This is a genomic window from Komagataeibacter rhaeticus, assembly GCF_011611525.1.
Classification (GTDB): Bacteria; Pseudomonadota; Alphaproteobacteria; order Acetobacterales; family Acetobacteraceae; genus Komagataeibacter; species Komagataeibacter rhaeticus.
The window spans coordinates 2,200,918-2,218,804 of record NZ_CP050139.1; the positions used below are offsets into that span (position 1 = coordinate 2,200,918).

The following is a 17,887-nucleotide window of genomic DNA, read 5'->3' on the forward strand; positions in this document are numbered from 1 at the left end:
AACATGCTGATGCATAACATAGCTGTGGCCTTGCATGTCCCTGTCGCGTAACGTTTACTGCAAGCCAAGGACACCATCGGTCCGTATTCATTTGCGGGAGCAGCCACACACCAGCACGTCATACCGCCGCAACGGGGTGCGGCACGGATTATCAGGGGGATAACATCGCATGACAGTTTCAGGGCCGCGGGGGCGGCTGCTGACAACACGCCGCAACCTGCTGGGCATGGCGGGCGCGGCCGGTTCGGGGCTGCTGCTGCCGAATGGCGCACGGGCGGCCGGCACACCGGCATGGCGCAGGCCACTGGCGGAAGCGGATGCGGTCATCGCGTTCGGCCATACCGGCCCGGTTACCGATGGCGGCTGGACCATGGTGCATGACCGGGGCGTGCAGGCCGTACGCCGGGCCTTTCCAAAACTGCGCACGATCTATGTGGAAAGCGTGCCCTATTCCGCCGATGCCACGCGCATCTTCCGCCAGTTCGTGGCCGAAGGGGCGCAGATGGTCTTTTCCACCTCGGAATATGGCGACTTCATAAAGGATGTGTCCGACCGCGCGCCGGATGTGGCCTTCATGGAATGCGACGGCACGAACGTGACCGGCAACCTGGGCTGGTATTACGTGGCACACTGGTATGCCAGCTATGTCATCGGCATTGCCGCCGGACTGATGACGCGCACGGGCAAGATCGGGTTCCTGGGCGCGTTTCCCATCCCGTCGGTCTATGCCTCGGCCAATGCAACGCTGCTGGGCGCGCAGTCGGTCAACCCGGCGGTCACGTTGCAGAGCATCACCATCAACGCCTGGTTCGACCCGCAGGCCGCGACACAGGCGGCCACCGCCCTGGCGGATAACGGGTGCGACATCCTGTGCGGCATCATGGATGAACCGGCCTACCTGCGTGTTGCCCTGCAGCGCGGGCTGAAGGCGGTGATGTGGAATACCGGCATGCTGGATTTCGGGCCGGAAGCCTATATCAGTTCCGTGGCGCTGGACTTCAATGATTTCTATGTCTCGCAGGTGCGCGACCTGCTGGCGGGCACATGGCAGCCACAGGGGCGGTTCCTGACACTGGGCCACGGCGTGGACCGCGATGGCTGGGGGCCGACCGTGCCGGTTGAGGCGGCGCGGCAGGCGGACGCCATGCGCACGCGGCTGCTGGCGGGCTACAACCCGTTCCGCGGGCCGATCCATGACAATCATGGCCGCCTGCGCGTACCTGCCGGGGTCGAGCTGAGCGATCTTGAAATCTATCACAGCGACTGGGCTGTAGCGGGAGTATCCGGCCTTGAATAAGCAGTCCGCCCCCCCCGGCATGCCACCAGGCACGCCGCCGGTGCTGCAGTTGCGCGGCATTGGCAAGTTCTTCCCCGGTGTAATCGCCAACAAGGACGTGGACCTGGATGTCTGGCCCGGTGAGATCCATGCCCTGCTGGGGGAAAACGGGGCCGGCAAGTCCACGCTGATGAATGTGGTAACCGGCATCTACCAGCCGGAGGAAGGCGAGATTATCCTTGATGGCTACGGCCAGGCCTTTGCCTCCCCGCAGGATGCGATCCGGGCGGGCATCGGGATGGTGCACCAGCATTTCAAGCTGGTGGAAGCCTTCACGGTAGCCGAGAACATCCACCTGGGCTGGGACGAGGCCCCGCGCATGGCCTCCCCCGCCGTGCTGGAAGCCCGCACGCGCGAGATTTCGGAACGATTCGGCTTTCCCGTCCGGCCCGATGCCCGCGTGGGCGACCTTTCGGCAGGCGAGCAGCAGCGGGTGGAAATCCTGCGCGTGCTGGCGCGCCGGGCGCGGCTGCTGATCATGGACGAACCCACCGCCGTGCTCACCCCCGAGGAGACGGGCGAACTGTTCCGCGCCCTGCGCGCCTTCCGCGCGCAGGGCAACGCGGTCATCATCATCAGCCACAAGCTGGATGAGGTGATGGAGATTTCCGACCGTGTCAGCATCCTGCGTGGCGGGCGCAAGGTCGGGACATTCCTGACTGCGGACTGCACCCCCTCCATGCTGGCCGCCACCATGGTGGGGCGGGACATCGTGCGCCGCAACATGCGCGCCCGCCCCGAAGGCGCCGCCCCCATCGCAGCCGACCCGGTCATGCAGCTGCGCCATGTCAGCGTGCGCGACGGGCGGGGCGTGGAGACGCTGCGTGATGTCAGCCTTGACCTGCATGGCGGTGAAATCCTGGGCATTGCGGGGGTTGCCGGCAACGGGCAGCGCGAGCTTACGCATGTGCTGACCGGCCTCATGGCCCGCACGGCGGGCGAGATCATGCTTGATGGGAACCTTGTGGAACGGGCCGACCCTGCCCTGTTCGCCCATGCCGGCGTGGGCCACATACCCGAGGACCGGCTGCGCAGCGCGCTGGCCCCATCGCTGTCCATCACCACCAACATGGCACTGCGGGAATACACCCGCCCCCCCATCGACCGTCATGGCCTGTATGATGCAAAGGCGGCAGGGGAACTGGCGCACGGTATCGCGGAACTGGCGCAGGTCAGCATTCCCGACTTTGCCATGCCGGTGCGCAACCTGTCGGGCGGCAACCAGCAGCGTCTGGTGGCCCGGCGTGAAATCCGCATTGCCACCCGCGTCCTGGTGGCCGCCTACCCCGCGCGCGGGCTGGATATCGGCGCCATCGCCACCATGCTGGGCTACCTGACCGACCTGCGGGACCAGGGGGTGGCGGTTGTGTTCATATCGGAAGATCTGGAGGACCTGCTGAACGTGTCCGACCGGATCGGGGTGATGTTCCATGGGCGTCTCATGTCCGTAATCGATGCCGAAGCGGCCGACATGGCCACCATCGGCCTGCTGATGGGCGGGCGCGAACCTGCGGACCTGCCCGGCGCGGGAGTACGGCAGTAATGGCGACACGTGCTTTCCAGCGCCTGCCCACGGCACCGGCCGGGCGCATCCTGGCACTCAGGCTTGCGGCCATCGTGCTGTCGCTGTTCATCATTGCGGGTGTGCTTGCCCTTTCAGGCCACAGCCCGCTCATGCTGGCGGAACTGATCCTGCGCTCCACCATCGGCTCGCGCTTCGGGCTGGAGGATCTGGCCCTGTTCATGTGCCCGCTGCTGCTGACGGGGGCCGCCGTATGCGTATGCGGCACGATCGGGCTGTGGAATATCGGGGCCGAAGGGCAGTTCTATGCCGGGGCGATTGCCGCGACCGGTGTCGCGCTGGGGCTGCATGGCCCGGCCGTGGTCCTGCTGCCGCTCATGACCATTGCCGGCATTGCGGGCGGCATGGCGTGGATTACGGTGCCCACGCTGGCGCGTGCCTATGCCGGGGTGAACGAGATCATTACCACGCTGCTGCTCAACTTCATTGCCTCCCTGCTGACCTATTACCTGACCACCGGCCCGTGGCGGGACCGCATAAGCGGGGCGCAGGTTTCCACCCAGCGGATTCCGGTCGCCATTCCCGAAATGTGGGGCATCGTGCACTGGGGCTTTCCGGTGGCGATCGTGATCGTGATCGGGCTGGCGCTGGTGCTGTCGCGCACGCGGTGGGGCTATGAAATCCGCCTGGGTGGCGCCAACCCCGAAGCGGCACGTTATGCCGGGATTCCGGTGCGGGTGCGCATCATATCGGTCATGCTGCTCTCGGGCGGGCTGGCGGGGCTGGCGGGCATGTTCGAGGTCGCGGGCACGGTGCACCGGCTGCAGGGCGGCATGGCCAATAATTTTGGCTACCTGGGCATTGTGGTGGCGGTGCTGGCACGCGGGTCGTGCCTGAACGTAATCCCCGCGGCCCTGCTTATGGCACTGATCCTGGATTCCGGTATCGTGATGCAGACGCAGCAGCTTTCATCCTCGGTCGTGCTGGCCATTACCGGGCTGATCCTGTTCATGATCGCCATTGGCGATGAACTGGCCCATTACCGGCCGCTTGCCCGCACCACCACAGGGGAGAAAACCCGATGATCGCGCTGCTGACAGGCATGCTGGCCACCGCCGTGCTGGCCGGTGGCGTGCTGGCGCTGGCCGCACTGGGGGAAGTGCTGGCCGAACGGGTTGGCGTAACCAATCTGGGGGTGGAGGGACTTATGGCGCTGGGGGCGGTCACGGCGGTCATGACCGTATCCGCCGTACCTTCGCCATGGGTCGGGCTGCTGGCCGCCATAATGGTGGGGGCGCTGGGCGGTCTGGTCTTTGCGTTTGGCGCCGTGGTAATGCGGGCAAACCAGGTGCTGTGCGGGCTGGCCACGACCTTCATGGGGCTGGGGCTGTCCACCGCGCTGGGACATAATTACGCAGGCCAGCCGGTAGGCACCACATTCGGCCATGTATCGGTCCCGCTACTTTCCTCCATTCCCGTGATCGGGCCGGCCTTTTTCGGGCAGAATATCCTGATCATCCCGATCTATGTGCTCCTGCCGCTGGCGGTGCATTTCATCATGTTCCGCACCCGCCATGGACTGAACATGCGGGCCGTGGGCGAGAACCCGGCAGCGGCGGACGCGGCGGGCATTCCGGTCATGGCCATGCGGCTGGGCTATGTCGTTCTTGGCGGGGCGATGGCGGGCATGGCGGGCGGTTACCTGACGCTGACCTACGTGCCGGTCTGGTCGGAAGGCATGGTGGCGGGGCGCGGGTGGATTGCGCTCGCACTGGTCATATTCGCGGGTTACCGCCCGGTTATCGTAACGCTTTCGGCACTGCTGTTCGGGCTGGTGACGGCGCTGTCCTTTGTGGGGCAGGCGCATAACTGGCCCATTGACCCGGCCTTCCTGAACATGCTGCCCTATCTGGGCACGATGGCCTTCATCATCGTGCCGGTTGTGGTGTGGCACCGCATGCGCCGGATCATGGCGGCCCCGGCTGCGCTGGGCCAGCCTTATTACCGGGATGTGCGCTAAACGGCTGTCACGAAGAGATTCCTGGTGAAGCTTTTTTCCAGAAGCCTCGAATAACGCCGCCTTTCTGAAAAAAGGCGGCCCCCAAAGCTTTTTACTGACACATACGCCACCTTATGGCGCGGCGGTCATGCCATGATGCAGGATATCGGCTGAAATACGACGGGCATAGCTGGCTGAATCCAGACTGTCAGGGAACTGGCCCAGCAGCTTGAGTTCATCCACATACCGGGCGATCTGTACCTTCAGTTCATTCCCAACCGGGCTTATGCCCAGCACTTCGTGATGCATCATCTGCAATATGGCCGCCTGCGGCATGCCCGCGATCCGGCCATCAAGCAGGGTTGCCGCTTCCGTCACATGGGGGGGAAGCCAGCGCGCGGCATTGTACAACGCCAGCACCAGCGCCACGGCGGCACCGGGCGCCTGTTCCAGCAGATCGGTCGAGACACCAAGCGCAAGATTGGTACGCTGCGCGTACAGCCCGTTTATGCTGTTGACCAGTTCCACCAGCTCCAGCGCCGGATTGCCCATAAGCTGCCAGGCCAGCGGGTCGTGCAGGGCCACGGCATCCACCGTCCCGGCCATGACCGCGTCATCAATCTGGTCCGGCGGCAGGATGACCCAGTCGGGCGCGGTATCGGGGTTCAGGCCCTTGCGGCGCAGGATGACGGAAAAGAACAGCCGGTCGGCCATATCCGCATTCAGCACGGCAATCCGGCGACCTGCCAGATCCTCGATCTTGGCAATGCGCAGCCGTTTGCGCACCAGAAGCCGGAATGTGCCCGCCTGCAGCCCCATGACCAGCCGGACTGGCAGGTCGGGACTGGCCTGACAGGCCTGCAGCCATGACAGGACGGGGGCGACCGCCGCCATGCTGCGCCCGGCCTGCAGGTCGGCAATGGCATCCCGCCCTGACAGCACGCCCGGACGCAACTGCACATCAAGATGGTACTGCTGGAAAAAATCCTGCCGCAGCGCGATATTATACAGTATGGAAGCCTGGGCGAACGCCCATGACAGTGTGATGTCATGCGGTTCGCCATCCAGCAGGGCATCATCCCGACGGACAATACGCGCCTGCTGGCGGCTGGTTATCCATTCCCCCCCCACAACCGCACAGCCCGCCGCGGCCAGAAGTGGCAGGACCATGCGGCGCGGCAGGCGTGGTGGGCGCGCATGCGTGTTTTCATCTACCATCTGTCTATCATTTCTCCTGCGATGCGAGGGGATTACCCTATCTTTACCCGGTCGCGGTTCGCTTTTTTCCCCTTTTTTAAAAAAAGTGCAAAAGGGGGGTTTACGCCCCCCCATCGCTGTGGCTATAAGCTGCTCAACGCTGATCCCGAATAGCTCAGTTGGTAGAGCAAGCGACTGTTAATCGCTGGGTCGTAGGTTCGAGTCCTACTTCGGGAGCCATATTTCCTTAAAAATTAGTGCCGAGTGATCGGGGATCAGATTTAATGAACCCTGGCCCGTGATTGAACCACGACGGGCGCTGTCCGTTTGGGACCGTACCGGCCTGTTCGGCGCGGTTCAGTATGCTGCCTGCCCTTTGGACCTGCTTCACGATCATCCGGGCCATGACGGATGAAAAATACACATCCTTCGTATGGGGCAGGATGAACAGGCCGCAGCCGTCCTGCATGGCCATAACGCATCACGTCGGTTTGGGGGATGAAGCAAGAAAAAACCATAACCTTTGATATGAAACAGAAGTATTCATACAATGGTGCGGGCCGATCCCGAAACCTCCGAATGGCAGGAAGGGAAGCAGGCAACACGCCCGTCCCTGCCAGCCAGACAGACCTGTCGCCGCCCTCGCACACGTTAGAAACTGTTTAAAAACAGCTCATTGATAAAAAACAATAAAAGTTTTTGGGTGCCGCCTTTTTTCAGAAAGGCGGCGCTCCTTCGAAGCTTCTGCAAAAGGCTTCACCAAAAACGTCCTTTAATTTTAAAGCGCCGTCATGAACTGGCTTATCAAACAGTCTCTTACTATGCATGACTGTCCGGCGCGCTGCCGCCCGCGACAATTTTGATCATCGCCTGACGCCGGAGTTCGTAGTCAGCCCGGGTTTCAAACGACAGCGCCATCACCAGCGCCGCCACCCAGCCCAGCAGCGTCCAGCCAAAGAAGAAATTGACGGCAAAGACACTCCCCTTTCCCGTTGAATCCCGGAGGCAGGCAATCCCGAACGGCAGGAAATACAGGCAGGTACCGAACACCGCCATTACAAGGATCACCCCGATTCCGAACCCGAACAGACGCAGGTCCGCCCGGTGCGCAGGCGCCGTGGTGGCGGGTGTGGTCGCCACGGGTGCTGGTGCCGCGGACGCTACGGGCTGCGTGTCGCCCGCAGGCCCGGCGCTGGCCATCACCGCCGGGGGCAGCAGGACCTGCGCGTCCGCATCCGACACGAAGCCGTCGGTCTCGGGCCGGTGCGTGGTGCGCTGCCATGTGGCAATGGCTTCCCGTGTTGCTTCGCCATATACCCCGTCGGCCACGGTACCTGCGGGCAGGTAGCCCAGTTCAACCAGCCTGCGCTGCAGGGCAATGTGCGTGTCAAGCGGGCGGCGGGCTTCTTCCAGCGCGGTACCGCCCAGCCGCTGGCGGTAGCGCTCCGTCAGGCGATCCATCGCCGCCGCGTAACAGGCGGCGGCGCCATCGGGCACGTCCTGATCGGCCGCGCCGGGCACCGGCAGGCCGCAGCCCTGATCTGCCGCATTTTCATCGGCAATGACCTCCTGCCGCAGGGCCTTCCATCCATCCCGGCCCACCTGCTGGCGCAGGGCGTAATAGACCTGGTCAAACAGCAGTTCATGCCGGGCAGCCCCACTGTCATGACAGAGCATGACGGCAACACCATTGTGGTCCGGTGGCGGATCGCAGGAGAAATCCGGCCTATAACCGGACCCGGCCACGCTGTCCTGTGCCCCGTCGGCAGATGGTGTCATGGGGGCGGCACTGGCCTGTTCTGGCGTGATGTAGCCGTTCTTCTGCAGGAAATACGCCAGTGCCTGCGGGAACGGCACGGACTTGCGCTCCTCTGGCGTGCACTGTTCCGTGCCGGCGGGCTTCATGTCACAGGCGGAAATGCCGAACATGTCATCCGTCCTGTATTCGGCATGCTTCAGCATGTACTGCCAGCCCTGCCCGAATTCCCCAAGCTCGGCCTTCGTGGCCACGTAATAGGCCAGAAAGCCGTTCGGCTCCGGCCGGTCATCGGCCAGCCATTCCTTCTGTGCCCCGGCAAGCTGGCGGGCAAGATAGGGACGGAAGGCCGGGTCACGGGTTACGGTTTCCATCTGGCCCGCATGGTAGCGCTTCAGGATGAGCGGGGGATAGGACCCGGCGTAGGATGCGAATGTATACAGAAAGGCCGGGTCCACTTCCTGAATTTCAGCCCTGCCGTCATGGGCGGCATCCACGATGGTGGGCGTGCCGTCGCCATCGCTCTGGCCAAGGTCGGTTTCCTTCCATGTCCCGTCGGGCATCTGCCCGAAAAGGGAAGAGACCTCGCAGCAATGCGCCCCGCCGGTATAGGCGGATACGATCACCTGCGGCAGGGTGGACGTGGCATCCAGGCGGTAGAGCGCCATTTCCATGCGCTCGTACCCGCTATCCGGCCCATGGGGGGCAATCAGAAAGGTCTGGGGCGCGGCCTGTGGGCGGGCGGGGTCACGGATGGCAAGACGGACCACGGAACACGATGCCGGGGCATGTTCATCGGCGGGCTGGAAGGCCATGGCCACGCCGCACTGATGCGATGGCATGGCCGTCAGTGTTGCCTCAAGCCCCTGCGCGGCGGCCTTTGCCTGCGGGCTTTCCCCCATATCGACATGGGCCAGGGGGGCGATAACCGGCTGCCCCGCCGCATGGGCGGGGGCCTGCAGGGCCACTGTCGCGGCAAATACAAGACCAGGGCCAATCACACCGGTCCAGCCCGTTTTCTTCATTCCATCCGGCTCCGCATAAGGGCGTACATATCCATTCTGGTCATATAAGCAGAGGATACACGACGTGTAACGAATTGATTCCGCGTCAATGCGCCAGCAGGCTGCATGAAAAGCCGGTCCAGGGAACAGCCGGCAGGCCGGGCAGGCTTTCTCGCACCCCCGTTTCAGAAAGCCCGGACGCCAGCCCCCCATGCGGGCGAAGGCGGCATTCCGGAACGTTCCCTGTTGGTGTCAGTGCGCGGCCCCACATGACCGCTAATGGAAATCCGACCGGAATTTCGCAACCGCCGCCTGCGCGCAGGCTTCGTCCTTTTCACCACCGGGGGCACCGGATACGCCAATGCCGCCCAGCACGGCATTGTCCCCCACCCGGCGCAGGGTCACGCCACCGGGCACGAACAGGACCTCTGGAATGGTATTGAGCGCCCCGTTGGGTGGGCCGCTCACCCTGGCGGCAATCAGTTCACTGGTCGTGTTCATGTTGAACGCCAGCCCGTAGGCATAGGCCGTGTACGCCTTGCGATAGGAGACGGAGAGAGACTGCAGCGGCACGCTGTCGCCCTTGATCACGGCCTGCTGGTGCCCCGTCGGGTCCACCACGCTGGCGGTCACGGAATAGCCCTGCGTGGCACAGGCCCGCACCGCTTCCTCCGCCAGATGGGCGGCCGTGATCCAGTCCAGCTTGGGCGTGACGACAACATGCCCCTGCGCGTGGGCCGCCGGGGCCGCACCCAGCATGCCAACCATCCCGGCGGTACGGACCGCCCTGCCCCAGTGTACCATCACGCCCGCTCCCGCACTGCCATGCGTGTCATGATGCGGGGCGGGAGACCGACCCCGCAACCCTAAAAACCACCGTACACACAACGGTGCCCTCCCCTGCGGGCTGCCCACGCCCCACCCCTGTCCGATGGCGGAAAACCCGGCGGCGCATGCGGGCGTTGTGCACAGGCCAGCATCCGGGCCGCCCTGGCAGCATGCCCGCTTCATGCGTCCCGACGCACAAGAACATCTGTTCCCTTTATTACCGTCCCGTCATGCAGAGTGGAAAAAATTCAGGAAAACCTTATGAAAAGCGATATTTTGTCCATTTTATAAAAAATAAAAGTTCACATTTCATTTTTTTATAGATACGTTTTTGGCGCCACTGATTGGAAAGGATGAATATTGTCGAACATTACAGCACTTGTTCTTGATGCCGCCCTCTTTGTTATTTTTCCATGGGGGCTGTGGCGGCTGCTCCGCCGGGCGATGCCGATTGTCGTCCTGCCGATCCTGCTTGGCATCGTGCTGGCCGTCCTGCATGTGCCGGTGCGGCAGTTCGGCATTCCTTCCGTTTATGGCAACAATATCGGCTGGCTGGCCGTGCTGGTGCTGGCCTTTACCGCCGGGCTGGAAATGTGGCAGCCGCCCGAGGTCAGGGACACGGCCCATACCATCCCCGCCCCATCGCTGGGGCGCCTTCTGGGTGGCGCGCTGGTGGCTCTGGGCGGGCCATTCGTGATCGGGTCGGTGCTGGTCTATTCTTTCTTCCTGCCGCTGCATGGCTGGCAGCCGCCGCATGTCGGCCCGCTGATCGGGGCGATGGCCATTGGACTGTGCATCGCGGTCAGCGCGCTGCCGGTCCTGATCGGCATCGTGCGCGAACTGCACCCCTGCCAGCGTTCCATTGGCCAGATCGCGCTCAAGCTTGCGGTGGTGGATGACGCGGCACTGTGGGTGGGACTGGTCATGCTGCAGTTCGCGGCCCGCGGGCCTGCCGCCCTGCACGGCTGGACCGGGCTGGAAGGGGTGGCCGTGCTGCTGCTGGCTGCCCTTGCCATTGTCGGCAACTGGGCCACGCGCAACATGCCCCGGCCGCCGCTGGCCGTCATCTGGCTGGCGGTGCCGGTCTATCTGGCCGCGGGTTCCTGGGCCAGCATGCAGCTGGGGCTGCATGAACTGATCGGGGCGTATTTTGCCGGGGCGCTCATGCCGCCGCGCTGGGTGGCGCGCCTGCCGGTGGAACAGGTGGGCCGCTTCTCCCTGATCTGGCTGGCGCCCATGTTCTTTGGCCATAGCGGGCTGCATATCAATGGCGATGCGCTGACCTGGCCTTCGGTGGTGGCCTCGCTCATGCTGGTGGTCATTTCCGTCCTGGCCAAGATGGGGTCGGTCTATGTCTTTCCGCCCGCGCCGGGGCTGACGCCCCGGCAGGCGCTGGGCATCGGCTCGCTGCTACAATGCAAGGGGCTTATGGAAATCGTGGCGGCAACCATCCTGCATGCGCAGGGCATGCTGTCGGACTTCGCGTTCGCCTCCCTCATGGTGCTGGCCGTGATCTCCACGGCGCTGACCGGCCCGCTCTTCCGCCTGTTTGCGCCCCGGCCGGGCGGGACGTCACGCGCGCCCTAATCGGGGGTAATGCCATCCAGGCGATCAAGGTGCCATAACGTCGGGAACAGGCGTATCCAGACAGCCGTGATCAGCAGCGTGCCAATTCCCCCCAGCGCCACCGAACCGGTGGGGCCGATCACGCTGGCCAGCATGCCGCTCTCGAACTCACCCAGCTGGTTGGAGGAACCGATGAACAGCATGTTCACCGCCGAGACCCGCCCGCGCATGCTGTCGGGCGTGCGCAGTTGCACCAGCGCGCCCCGCACCACCACGCTGACCACATCCGCCGCCCCCAGCACCGCCAGCGCGATGATGGAAACCGCCATGGAGCGCGACAGGGCGAAAACCAGTGTCGCCACCCCGAACAGGGCAACCGACAGGAACATGCGCGCCCCCGCCTGGCGGTTGAGCGGCTTCCACACCAGAATGACCGAGCACAGCACCGCCCCGATGGCGGGCGCCGCCCGCAAAAGCCCCAGCCCCAGGGGGCCGGCATGCAGGATGTCACTGGCATAGACCGGCAGCATGGCGGTCGCACCCCCCAGCAGCACGGCAAACAGGTCAAGCGAGATGGCCCCCAGCATCTCGGGGCGCGCGCGCAGGAAGTGCATGACCTCCACAAAGGTCGCAACCGATAGCGGCACCCGTGGCCGGGGCGTGAAGACAAGGCGGATGCGCAGCGTACCCACGCACGCGCAGGCAAACCCCACGGCACAGACCAGGTAGCACACCCCCGCCCCGGCCCCGTACAGCAGCCCGCCCAGTGACGGCCCGGTCACCGCCGCCGCCTGGAACAGCGATGAGGACACGGCCGCAGCACGCGGGAACACGGACGCGGGCACCAGCGAGGGCAGGAAGGTCTGCTGGCAGGGCATCTCGAACGCGCGGGCGGCGCCGAACACCATGACCATGGCGTAGATCATCCACGGCGCGGTCCACCCGCCAAAGGCGCCCACCGCCATGAGCAGCGCCGAAAGGGCCTCGATACACTGGCACGTCACCACGATCAGCCGGCGGTTGAAGTGATCCGCCGCATGGCCCGCGGGCAGCAGCAGCCCCGCCATGGGCAGGAACTGCGCCAGCCCCACAAGCGCCAGTGCCGTGGTGCTGTGGGTCAGTGCATAGATCTGCCACCCCACCGCCACCGCCTGCACGCAGGCGGAAAAGGAGGACGCGGTCCGCGCGCAAAGAAACGCCAGCAGCCCCGGATGACGGTGGAGTGGCCGCGAAGGAGATGACGGATCAACGCCTTGCGCAGGAGGGGACGGGGGGGATGCGGGCATGACCCGCCATCCTTACAGCAGCCAGGGAAGATCGCCTACGCCCGCATGTTTAAAAAAGTGTGTTCCCCTGTTTGCAAATCCCCCCCGACACGGGCAAAAGCAGTGGAATGAGAGACCCTGTAGAGCATGCCGCCGTGCCCGGCACGGAAGGGAATAAGCGGGACTGGCTTGATATCCGGGCCGGTACGGTCGTGGATGCGCACCCCGTGCGCGAAACACCGCCGCATACCTTCCGGCTGACCATCGATTTCGGCCCCCATATCGGGGTCCGCTCCTCGGTGGTGCGGGTCAATCACCGTTATGTGCCCGCACGCCTGGTCGGTCGCCAGATCTGCGCGGTCATCAACGTGCCCCCGCGCCAGGTTGGCTCCTTCCGGAGCGAAGTGCTGACACTGGGCATGCCCGACAGTAATGGCGAGGCCGTCCTTATCCGCCCCGATGGCCGCGTTCCCGATGGAGGAAGACTTTTCTGATGGCTACAAGCTACGCAACCGTAACATGGGACCAGCTTCACCGCGATGCCCGCCAGCTGGCCAGCACGCTCATGACGCGTGGCCCCTTCAGGGGAATCGTGGCCATCACGCGCGGCGGCATGATCCCCGCCGCGATCATCGCCCGTGAGCTGGACTGCCGCCTGATCGACACCATTTCCGTCGTCACCTATGACGAGGAAAAGATGGGCGAGCCCAACGTGATCAAGAACGCCGATGCCGCGGGGGATGGCGAAGGATTCCTGATCATTGACGACCTGGTGGATTCGGGCGTGACCGCCCAGCTTGTGCGCAAGCTCATGCCCAAGGCCGTGTTCGCGTGCCTGTATGCCAAGCCCTCCGGCCGGCCGGTAACCGACATCTTCGTGGTGAAAGTGCCGCAGGATACATGGGTGCTGTTCCCGTGGGATACGGCGCCGCTGTTCATCCCCCCCCTGGCCAGCAAGCCCGCGGTCAAGGCCTGACCCCGTCCCGCCCCACACGACGTGTTGTTCAGCGTATCCGCCCGCGCGGCTTGCCGCGGGCACCACGGGCACGGTATTTTTTTGCAAGATTGTGCTTGCCAGAACAGCAGTTGCCCCATAGGTTCCCGCTCGTGGTCGCGGGGCGTGGCGCAGCCTGGTAGCGCGCGTGTTTTGGGTACACGAGGCCCCCGGTTCGAGTCCGGGCGCCCCGACCATATCCAGGGAGACGGATGAGTATGCGAGCCCGGATTTACAGGCAGTCAAAACCCGCTGGCCAGTCCGGCCAGGCCATGACCCATACATGGGTGCTGGATTACGGGCAGAATCGCCCCCGCCATGTCGATGCCCTGATGGGCTGGACCGGCAGCGCGGATACCCCATCCCAGCTTCGCCTGCAGTTTCCCGATCAGGACAGCGCCGTGGCCTATGCCACGCATAACGGCATTGCCTTCGATATCGAGATCCCGGCCCCGCGCATCCGCCGCCCGAAGGCCTATGCCGATAATTTCCGTTATGACCGTATCCAGAACTGGACGCATTAGACCCGATCTGGCACAAGAAAAGCCCTGCGCCCTTAGCTCAGTTGGATAGAGCAACAGCCTTCTAAGCTGTGGGTCGCTGGTTCGAATCCAGCAGGGCGCGCCAGTTTCCAAGGGGTTGGCCGCTTAAAAGTTTGCACGGTTTGCAGGTGGTTTGCAGTGCACTATGGCTCATTGCGGTATGCACCGACCCCAGCGTGTCGCAGTGACCGGGACTACCATGCCGGTTTCCGGTTCCTGATGCTGCGCCCATGATTGACTGTCCATAACCGCATGCCCGTGACTGTCACATCAGTGGCGGCGGATGCGTGACAATGCTCCGTTGGCAATAATCAGTCCCGTGGTCGCCGATGTAAGGCGATTCCGGACGCTATGCCCCTTCGTTTCAGTCAGGCTATACGATCCCCCCATGCGTGGCAGGCCCCCGGCGCGGCCTGTGATCCTGCGCAGACACCTCCCCCGGGAGGCCGCCTGAAAAAAAACGCGCAAAAGCCGCCGCGCTGCCCTTTCGCCGCAATTGATGGACAACACGGAAATGGTGGTCAGCCGCAATCCGTCACCCCTCTTTATTGTCCAGTCATAACAACACGCGCCTCATGCCGGTAGTGAATGTTGCCCATGCATGAAGGCATAGCATCAAATTGTACCTAGTAAAAAAATACACTTCACTTCGTATTACATACAAAACGTTACAATAAGAAAACAAAAATGCATAAATTTAACATTATCATACTATTAATAAAATAATAAAACATATAAACATTCCAGCTGTTAAAAAAATAACGAAAAAATAAAATCCAATCACTGTATATGCTGGATCATTCCAAAATGATTTTTTCAGATTTTTTTTACAATAAAAAAATAAGATTTACAGTATTAATGTTATTAATTATTTTTTCAATTTGTATCGAAAATAAAAAATATATTGAACTTTTTTTATATTCTTTTGAGTTTATAGTTATCCTGTCAATTTGCGCTCTATTTGGATCATCCTACAGGATGATAGAAATTTTTATGCGTTTATTTTATGGATTCATACTGGCTGTCCAGTTATCCTCCATTTCAATATCAGGCAATGTACTTTCCCCCCTTGCACTTGAAAATTTGGGACATCCAGCCGTTATCGGCAGCCTCAATATGCTCTGGGCCAGCATTATAGAAATCGGTTCCGTTCTTATTGTATTTCTATCTGGTATAAATTTTAGTTTTTACAGTGCCTTAATATCCATACCAATCCTGCTTGGAATAAAACATTCTTCTTCTTATGAATTTTTCAAGCCAATCGTTTCAGTCACGGAAGAAAGACTGTTTGTATGGAATATGCTCAAAAATCAAAAAATGGAAGTAAAAAAATTACAGCACGATTTTATATATTATCCAGAAAAAAACAGTAACCCTATAGAACGAAAACATTACAACGTAATCGTAATATTCACGGAAGGTACATCCCTTGCCGTCATCTCTCCAGAGCTTACCCCCAACATATGGGGATTGATGCATAATTCTTTACATTATACCGGATATTTCAATCACACCGCAGCGACATTCCGTGGGTTACGTGGGCAGAACGCATCGTTCTACCAGATGACGGGTGGCTATACCGAAAGCAGCATGGGGCTGGGACAGATTTCCCATAAAGAAATATTGGATAAAATGAAATCTGGAAAATCAATTACAACATTGCCAGAAATATTCCAGGAAAATGGATATAATACATTTTTCCAGCTACCCTGCTCCATTAATGACAATCTGTCCCAGATGATGTCCACGATGGACTTCAATCATTTATTTACCATGGAAGACATCAACGCCACTGCCCGTACAAAATGGCCCGTACCACCGGGAATGGCGGTTAAATGGCTGACAAATAATGATCTGACCGATGGCGATTCATACAGGCTGTTATGGAAAAACATCCAGATACTTCATGAACAGGCCAGACCTTTCTACTATGGCATCTATACGGTCGGCACGCATGTTGGCCTGGACAGTCCCGAATTCAGATACAAGGACGGGATGTAAATGCTGTTTCAAAATTCCCCACATGTGCTGTCGGAAAATTCCCCAGCACGGATATGGTGATCAGCCATTGAGGTGATCGATAGCTCCATGCTTTGGGGGCCTACCGCGGCGCTTTGGCGCTGCCGGTGGCATCAGATTGGCGTGGGCCCGTGTATGCTCGGGGATCAGATCGGCATGCTGGCGCAGGCGATAGCTGGCACCTTCGATGTGGACGACGACTTCATGTGTATGGTGCTGGATCTCGACCACGCGACGGCGGGCAGTGTCAGGCACACTGTAATAATTGCCGGCCACCGCCACCATCCCCTCGCGGCTGATCCGCCGCTCGACGCTCAGAACAGCATCGTAGCGCAGGGCAGGCAATGGATGCAGATGGGGCTGCTCCTGTGCAAAATGCTCCTGCACGATCCGCCCGGTGGTGGCATGTGCCCGCGCGTTGGCGATATCCGCGCGCCAGACGTCGAACTGGGCGTTGAGGTCATCGAGATCATGGAAGCTGCGGCCAAGGAAGAAGTCCTGACGGATGTAGCGGAAGGGTCGCTCGACCTTGCCCTTGGTCTTGGCGCGATAGGGCTGGCAGGCTCTGGGGGCGCTGCCATAATGGGCCAGAAGCGCCACCAGCGAGGCATTGTAGGTCACCACGCCCGCATCATCCTCACCGATGACAGCGGTCTTCATGCGATCGTAGAGAATTTCCGTGCAGCAGCCCGCCATCGCCTCGAAGGCGGCGATGTGGCAACGCATCACTGTTTCCAGACCCTGGTTCGGGCAGAAACGTCCCCACAGCCAGCGACTGTGCCCCAGCACCATGCTGAACAACCAGACCTTGCGCACGATGCCTGGCTCGCCGGTGAAGACTGTCTGGAATTCCGCAAAATCGACCTGCGCCTGAACGCCGGCTCCGGTCTCGAAGCGCCGCTCATAAGGCCTGGGCAGCGGGGGGCGGATTTGCCGGAGATATTCCGTCAGCGATGAATAGGCACCGTCATATCCCATGTCGCGAATTTCACGATGCAGCCTGCGCGATGAAAGTCCGGGATAACTTGCCATCCGCTCCAACAGATAGGTTCGATAAGGTTCTGCTGCGCTGGCCACCGGTTTACGCGGTGCATAGGCTGGAGTCTCCAGCCCATTGGCCAGATACTTCTTCACTGTCTTGCGATCGAGCCCTGTCTGGCGCGCGATGGCGCTGATGCTGAGCCCCTGTCTTTTGAGTTCCTGGATCAAAACGACCTCCCTGAGTCCTATCACCTGCTCGCCCTTCCTTTGGCATCAGCAGGGATAAATGTGCCGCGTGATCGTCATGGGGGCATGCCCCCATGACGATCACGCACAGTCCTCAAACTGGGGAATTTTCAACCAGCACATTTGGGGAGATTACAACCAGCACTCACACGGGAAGAACCCCTATCTGAACAAATTCTACAACATGGACCGTCAATTTGGTGAATTCCTGCAACATTTCAATAACAGTCCCGTTTCCGATGATACGATCCTGATCTTCACCGCAGACCACGCGACCTACCCGGACCCGAATTTCCTTAATACATTCAATCTGAAAGACAGGTATTTTGTAGATCAGGTGCCGCTCATCATTTACAAAAAGAACTCGACGGGCGACCTCCAGATTGATGCCAACGGGAAGAACAGCCTTGATATCGCGCCAACGATCATGGATCTTGTCGGCATCCGGAATTTCAGGACGATATTTCTGGGCTGCTCCCTTTTCGATACGATATGTCACTCGGATTTCGACCATCTGTCGGCACTGGGGCTGGAATATTACACGACGGATCGGAACGTGGTGACACCTGTCAAACTACCCGGTAACAGGCAGTCCATTGTTCAGGACATCCAGGCTTATGGCGGCTGACAGG

Annotated in this window: 15 protein-coding genes and 3 tRNA genes; 13 read left to right on the forward strand and 5 right to left on the reverse strand. The window is 61.1% G+C overall.

What is annotated here, in order from left to right:
• Positions 1-169 precede the first annotated feature (169 nt).
• Genes GWK63_RS10005 through GWK63_RS10020 form a run of 4 tightly spaced genes read left to right on the forward strand, consistent with a single transcriptional unit; the run spans position 170 to position 4,878 of the window.
• On the forward strand, positions 170-1,297 hold the full coding sequence (locus GWK63_RS10005) for a BMP family ABC transporter substrate-binding protein (protein ID WP_007400165.1): 1,128 nt from the start codon (positions 170-172) through the stop codon (positions 1,295-1,297).
• Positions 1,298-1,316: 19 nt separating this feature from the next.
• Positions 1,317-2,879, forward strand: a complete 1,563-nt coding sequence (locus tag GWK63_RS10010) for an ABC transporter ATP-binding protein (protein ID WP_039999943.1) — start codon at positions 1,317-1,319, stop codon at positions 2,877-2,879.
• The gene (locus GWK63_RS10015; protein ID WP_007400163.1) at positions 2,879-3,943 is read left to right on the forward strand and encodes an ABC transporter permease; all 1,065 of its coding nucleotides are present in this window, start codon (positions 2,879-2,881) and stop codon (positions 3,941-3,943) included. The genes GWK63_RS10010 and GWK63_RS10015 overlap by 1 nt, the downstream gene beginning before the upstream one ends.
• Positions 3,940-4,878: an ABC transporter permease gene (locus GWK63_RS10020; RefSeq protein ID WP_007400162.1), complete on the forward strand. Its 939-nt coding sequence runs from the start codon at positions 3,940-3,942 to the stop codon at positions 4,876-4,878. The genes GWK63_RS10015 and GWK63_RS10020 overlap by 4 nt, the downstream gene beginning before the upstream one ends.
• Positions 4,879-4,989: 111 nt before the next feature.
• Here GWK63_RS10020 and GWK63_RS10025 read toward each other — a convergent pair whose 3' ends face one another.
• Positions 4,990-6,075, reverse strand: a complete 1,086-nt coding sequence (locus tag GWK63_RS10025) for an ABC transporter substrate-binding protein (RefSeq protein WP_007400160.1) — start codon at positions 6,073-6,075, stop codon at positions 4,990-4,992.
• A 143-nt stretch (positions 6,076-6,218) separates the two neighbouring features.
• Between GWK63_RS10025 and GWK63_RS10030 the strand changes: the two genes are divergently transcribed.
• Positions 6,219-6,294: transfer RNA gene (locus tag GWK63_RS10030), tRNA-Asn, on the forward strand.
• A gap of 579 nt (positions 6,295-6,873) precedes the next feature.
• On the opposite strand, the gene GWK63_RS10035 is transcribed toward GWK63_RS10030, so the two are convergent.
• Positions 6,874-8,835, reverse strand: a complete 1,962-nt coding sequence (locus tag GWK63_RS10035) for a superinfection immunity protein (protein ID WP_223846513.1) — start codon at positions 8,833-8,835, stop codon at positions 6,874-6,876.
• A gap of 255 nt (positions 8,836-9,090) precedes the next feature.
• Positions 9,091-9,618 carry a GlcG/HbpS family heme-binding protein gene (locus tag GWK63_RS10040; RefSeq protein ID WP_039999939.1) on the reverse strand — a complete coding sequence of 176 codons (528 nt, stop codon included), beginning with the start codon at positions 9,616-9,618 and terminating at the stop codon, positions 9,091-9,093.
• Between the two features lie 384 nt (positions 9,619-10,002).
• On the opposite strand from GWK63_RS10040, the gene GWK63_RS10045 reads away from it, so the two are divergent.
• Entirely contained in the window at positions 10,003-11,229 is a 1,227-nt protein-coding gene (locus tag GWK63_RS10045; protein ID WP_007400151.1) for a cation:proton antiporter, read from the forward strand.
• On the opposite strand, the gene GWK63_RS10050 is transcribed toward GWK63_RS10045, so the two are convergent.
• Positions 11,226-12,494, reverse strand: a complete 1,269-nt coding sequence (locus GWK63_RS10050; RefSeq protein WP_007400150.1) for an MFS transporter — start codon at positions 12,492-12,494, stop codon at positions 11,226-11,228. The genes GWK63_RS10045 and GWK63_RS10050 overlap by 4 nt on opposite strands.
• Positions 12,495-12,601: 107 nt before the next feature.
• Here GWK63_RS10050 and GWK63_RS10055 point away from each other — a divergent pair, with 107 nt between their 5' ends.
• The 6 genes from GWK63_RS10055 (at position 12,602) to GWK63_RS10080 (ending at position 16,010) form a co-directional block, all read left to right on the forward strand.
• The gene (locus tag GWK63_RS10055) at positions 12,602-12,967 is read left to right on the forward strand and encodes a tRNA-binding protein (protein WP_007400149.1); all 366 of its coding nucleotides are present in this window, start codon (positions 12,602-12,604) and stop codon (positions 12,965-12,967) included.
• Positions 12,967-13,449, forward strand: coding sequence for a xanthine phosphoribosyltransferase (gene gpt, locus GWK63_RS10060; protein ID WP_166498143.1), 483 nt, complete (start codon positions 12,967-12,969; stop codon positions 13,447-13,449). Before GWK63_RS10055 ends, gpt begins: the two co-directional genes overlap by 1 nt.
• Before the next feature lie 138 nt (positions 13,450-13,587).
• A tRNA-Pro gene (locus GWK63_RS10065) sits at positions 13,588-13,664 on the forward strand.
• Between the two features lie 21 nt (positions 13,665-13,685).
• On the forward strand, positions 13,686-13,991 hold the full coding sequence (locus tag GWK63_RS10070) for an ETC complex I subunit (RefSeq protein WP_034930737.1): 306 nt from the start codon (positions 13,686-13,688) through the stop codon (positions 13,989-13,991).
• A 26-nt stretch (positions 13,992-14,017) separates the two neighbouring features.
• A tRNA-Arg gene (locus tag GWK63_RS10075) sits at positions 14,018-14,094 on the forward strand.
• A gap of 722 nt (positions 14,095-14,816) precedes the next feature.
• Entirely contained in the window at positions 14,817-16,010 is a 1,194-nt protein-coding gene (locus GWK63_RS10080) for a sulfatase-like hydrolase/transferase (protein ID WP_157772001.1), read from the forward strand.
• A 60-nt stretch (positions 16,011-16,070) separates the two neighbouring features.
• Here the strand turns inward: GWK63_RS10080 and istA are convergent, their stop codons facing one another.
• Entirely contained in the window at positions 16,071-17,237 is a 1,167-nt protein-coding gene (gene istA / locus GWK63_RS10085) for an IS21 family transposase (RefSeq protein WP_408885767.1), read from the reverse strand.
• 58 nt (positions 17,238-17,295) lie between these two features.
• Between istA and GWK63_RS10090 the strand changes: the two genes are divergently transcribed.
• Positions 17,296-17,883 (forward strand): sulfatase-like hydrolase/transferase, encoded by a 588-nt coding sequence (locus tag GWK63_RS10090; protein WP_112210196.1) that lies wholly within the window; start codon positions 17,296-17,298, stop codon positions 17,881-17,883.
• Positions 17,884-17,887 lie beyond the last annotated feature (4 nt).

Bases quoted from the DNA above. Each gene is read 5' to 3' on its own strand.
- GWK63_RS10090 (WP_112210196.1), top strand. From the start codon at position 17,296: ATGTGCCGCGTGATCGTCATGGGGGCATGCCCCCATGACGATCACGCA.
- GWK63_RS10080 (WP_157772001.1), top strand. From the start codon at position 14,817: ATGATTTTTTCAGATTTTTTTTACAATAAAAAAATAAGATTTACAGTA.
- GWK63_RS10070 (WP_034930737.1), top strand. From the start codon at position 13,686: ATGCGAGCCCGGATTTACAGGCAGTCAAAACCCGCTGGCCAGTCCGGC.
- GWK63_RS10010 (WP_039999943.1), top strand. From the start codon at position 1,317: ATGCCACCAGGCACGCCGCCGGTGCTGCAGTTGCGCGGCATTGGCAAG.
- GWK63_RS10035 (WP_223846513.1), bottom strand. From the start codon at position 8,835: ATGAAGAAAACGGGCTGGACCGGTGTGATTGGCCCTGGTCTTGTATTT.
- GWK63_RS10005 (WP_007400165.1), top strand. From the start codon at position 170: ATGACAGTTTCAGGGCCGCGGGGGCGGCTGCTGACAACACGCCGCAAC.
- GWK63_RS10020 (WP_007400162.1), top strand. From the start codon at position 3,940: ATGATCGCGCTGCTGACAGGCATGCTGGCCACCGCCGTGCTGGCCGGT.
- gpt (WP_166498143.1), top strand. From the start codon at position 12,967: ATGGCTACAAGCTACGCAACCGTAACATGGGACCAGCTTCACCGCGAT.
- GWK63_RS10025 (WP_007400160.1), bottom strand. From the start codon at position 6,075: ATGGTAGATGAAAACACGCATGCGCGCCCACCACGCCTGCCGCGCCGC.
- GWK63_RS10040 (WP_039999939.1), bottom strand. From the start codon at position 9,618: ATGGTACACTGGGGCAGGGCGGTCCGTACCGCCGGGATGGTTGGCATG.
- GWK63_RS10050 (WP_007400150.1), bottom strand. From the start codon at position 12,494: ATGCCCGCATCCCCCCCGTCCCCTCCTGCGCAAGGCGTTGATCCGTCA.
- GWK63_RS10055 (WP_007400149.1), top strand. From the start codon at position 12,602: ATGAGAGACCCTGTAGAGCATGCCGCCGTGCCCGGCACGGAAGGGAAT.
- GWK63_RS10015 (WP_007400163.1), top strand. From the start codon at position 2,879: ATGGCGACACGTGCTTTCCAGCGCCTGCCCACGGCACCGGCCGGGCGC.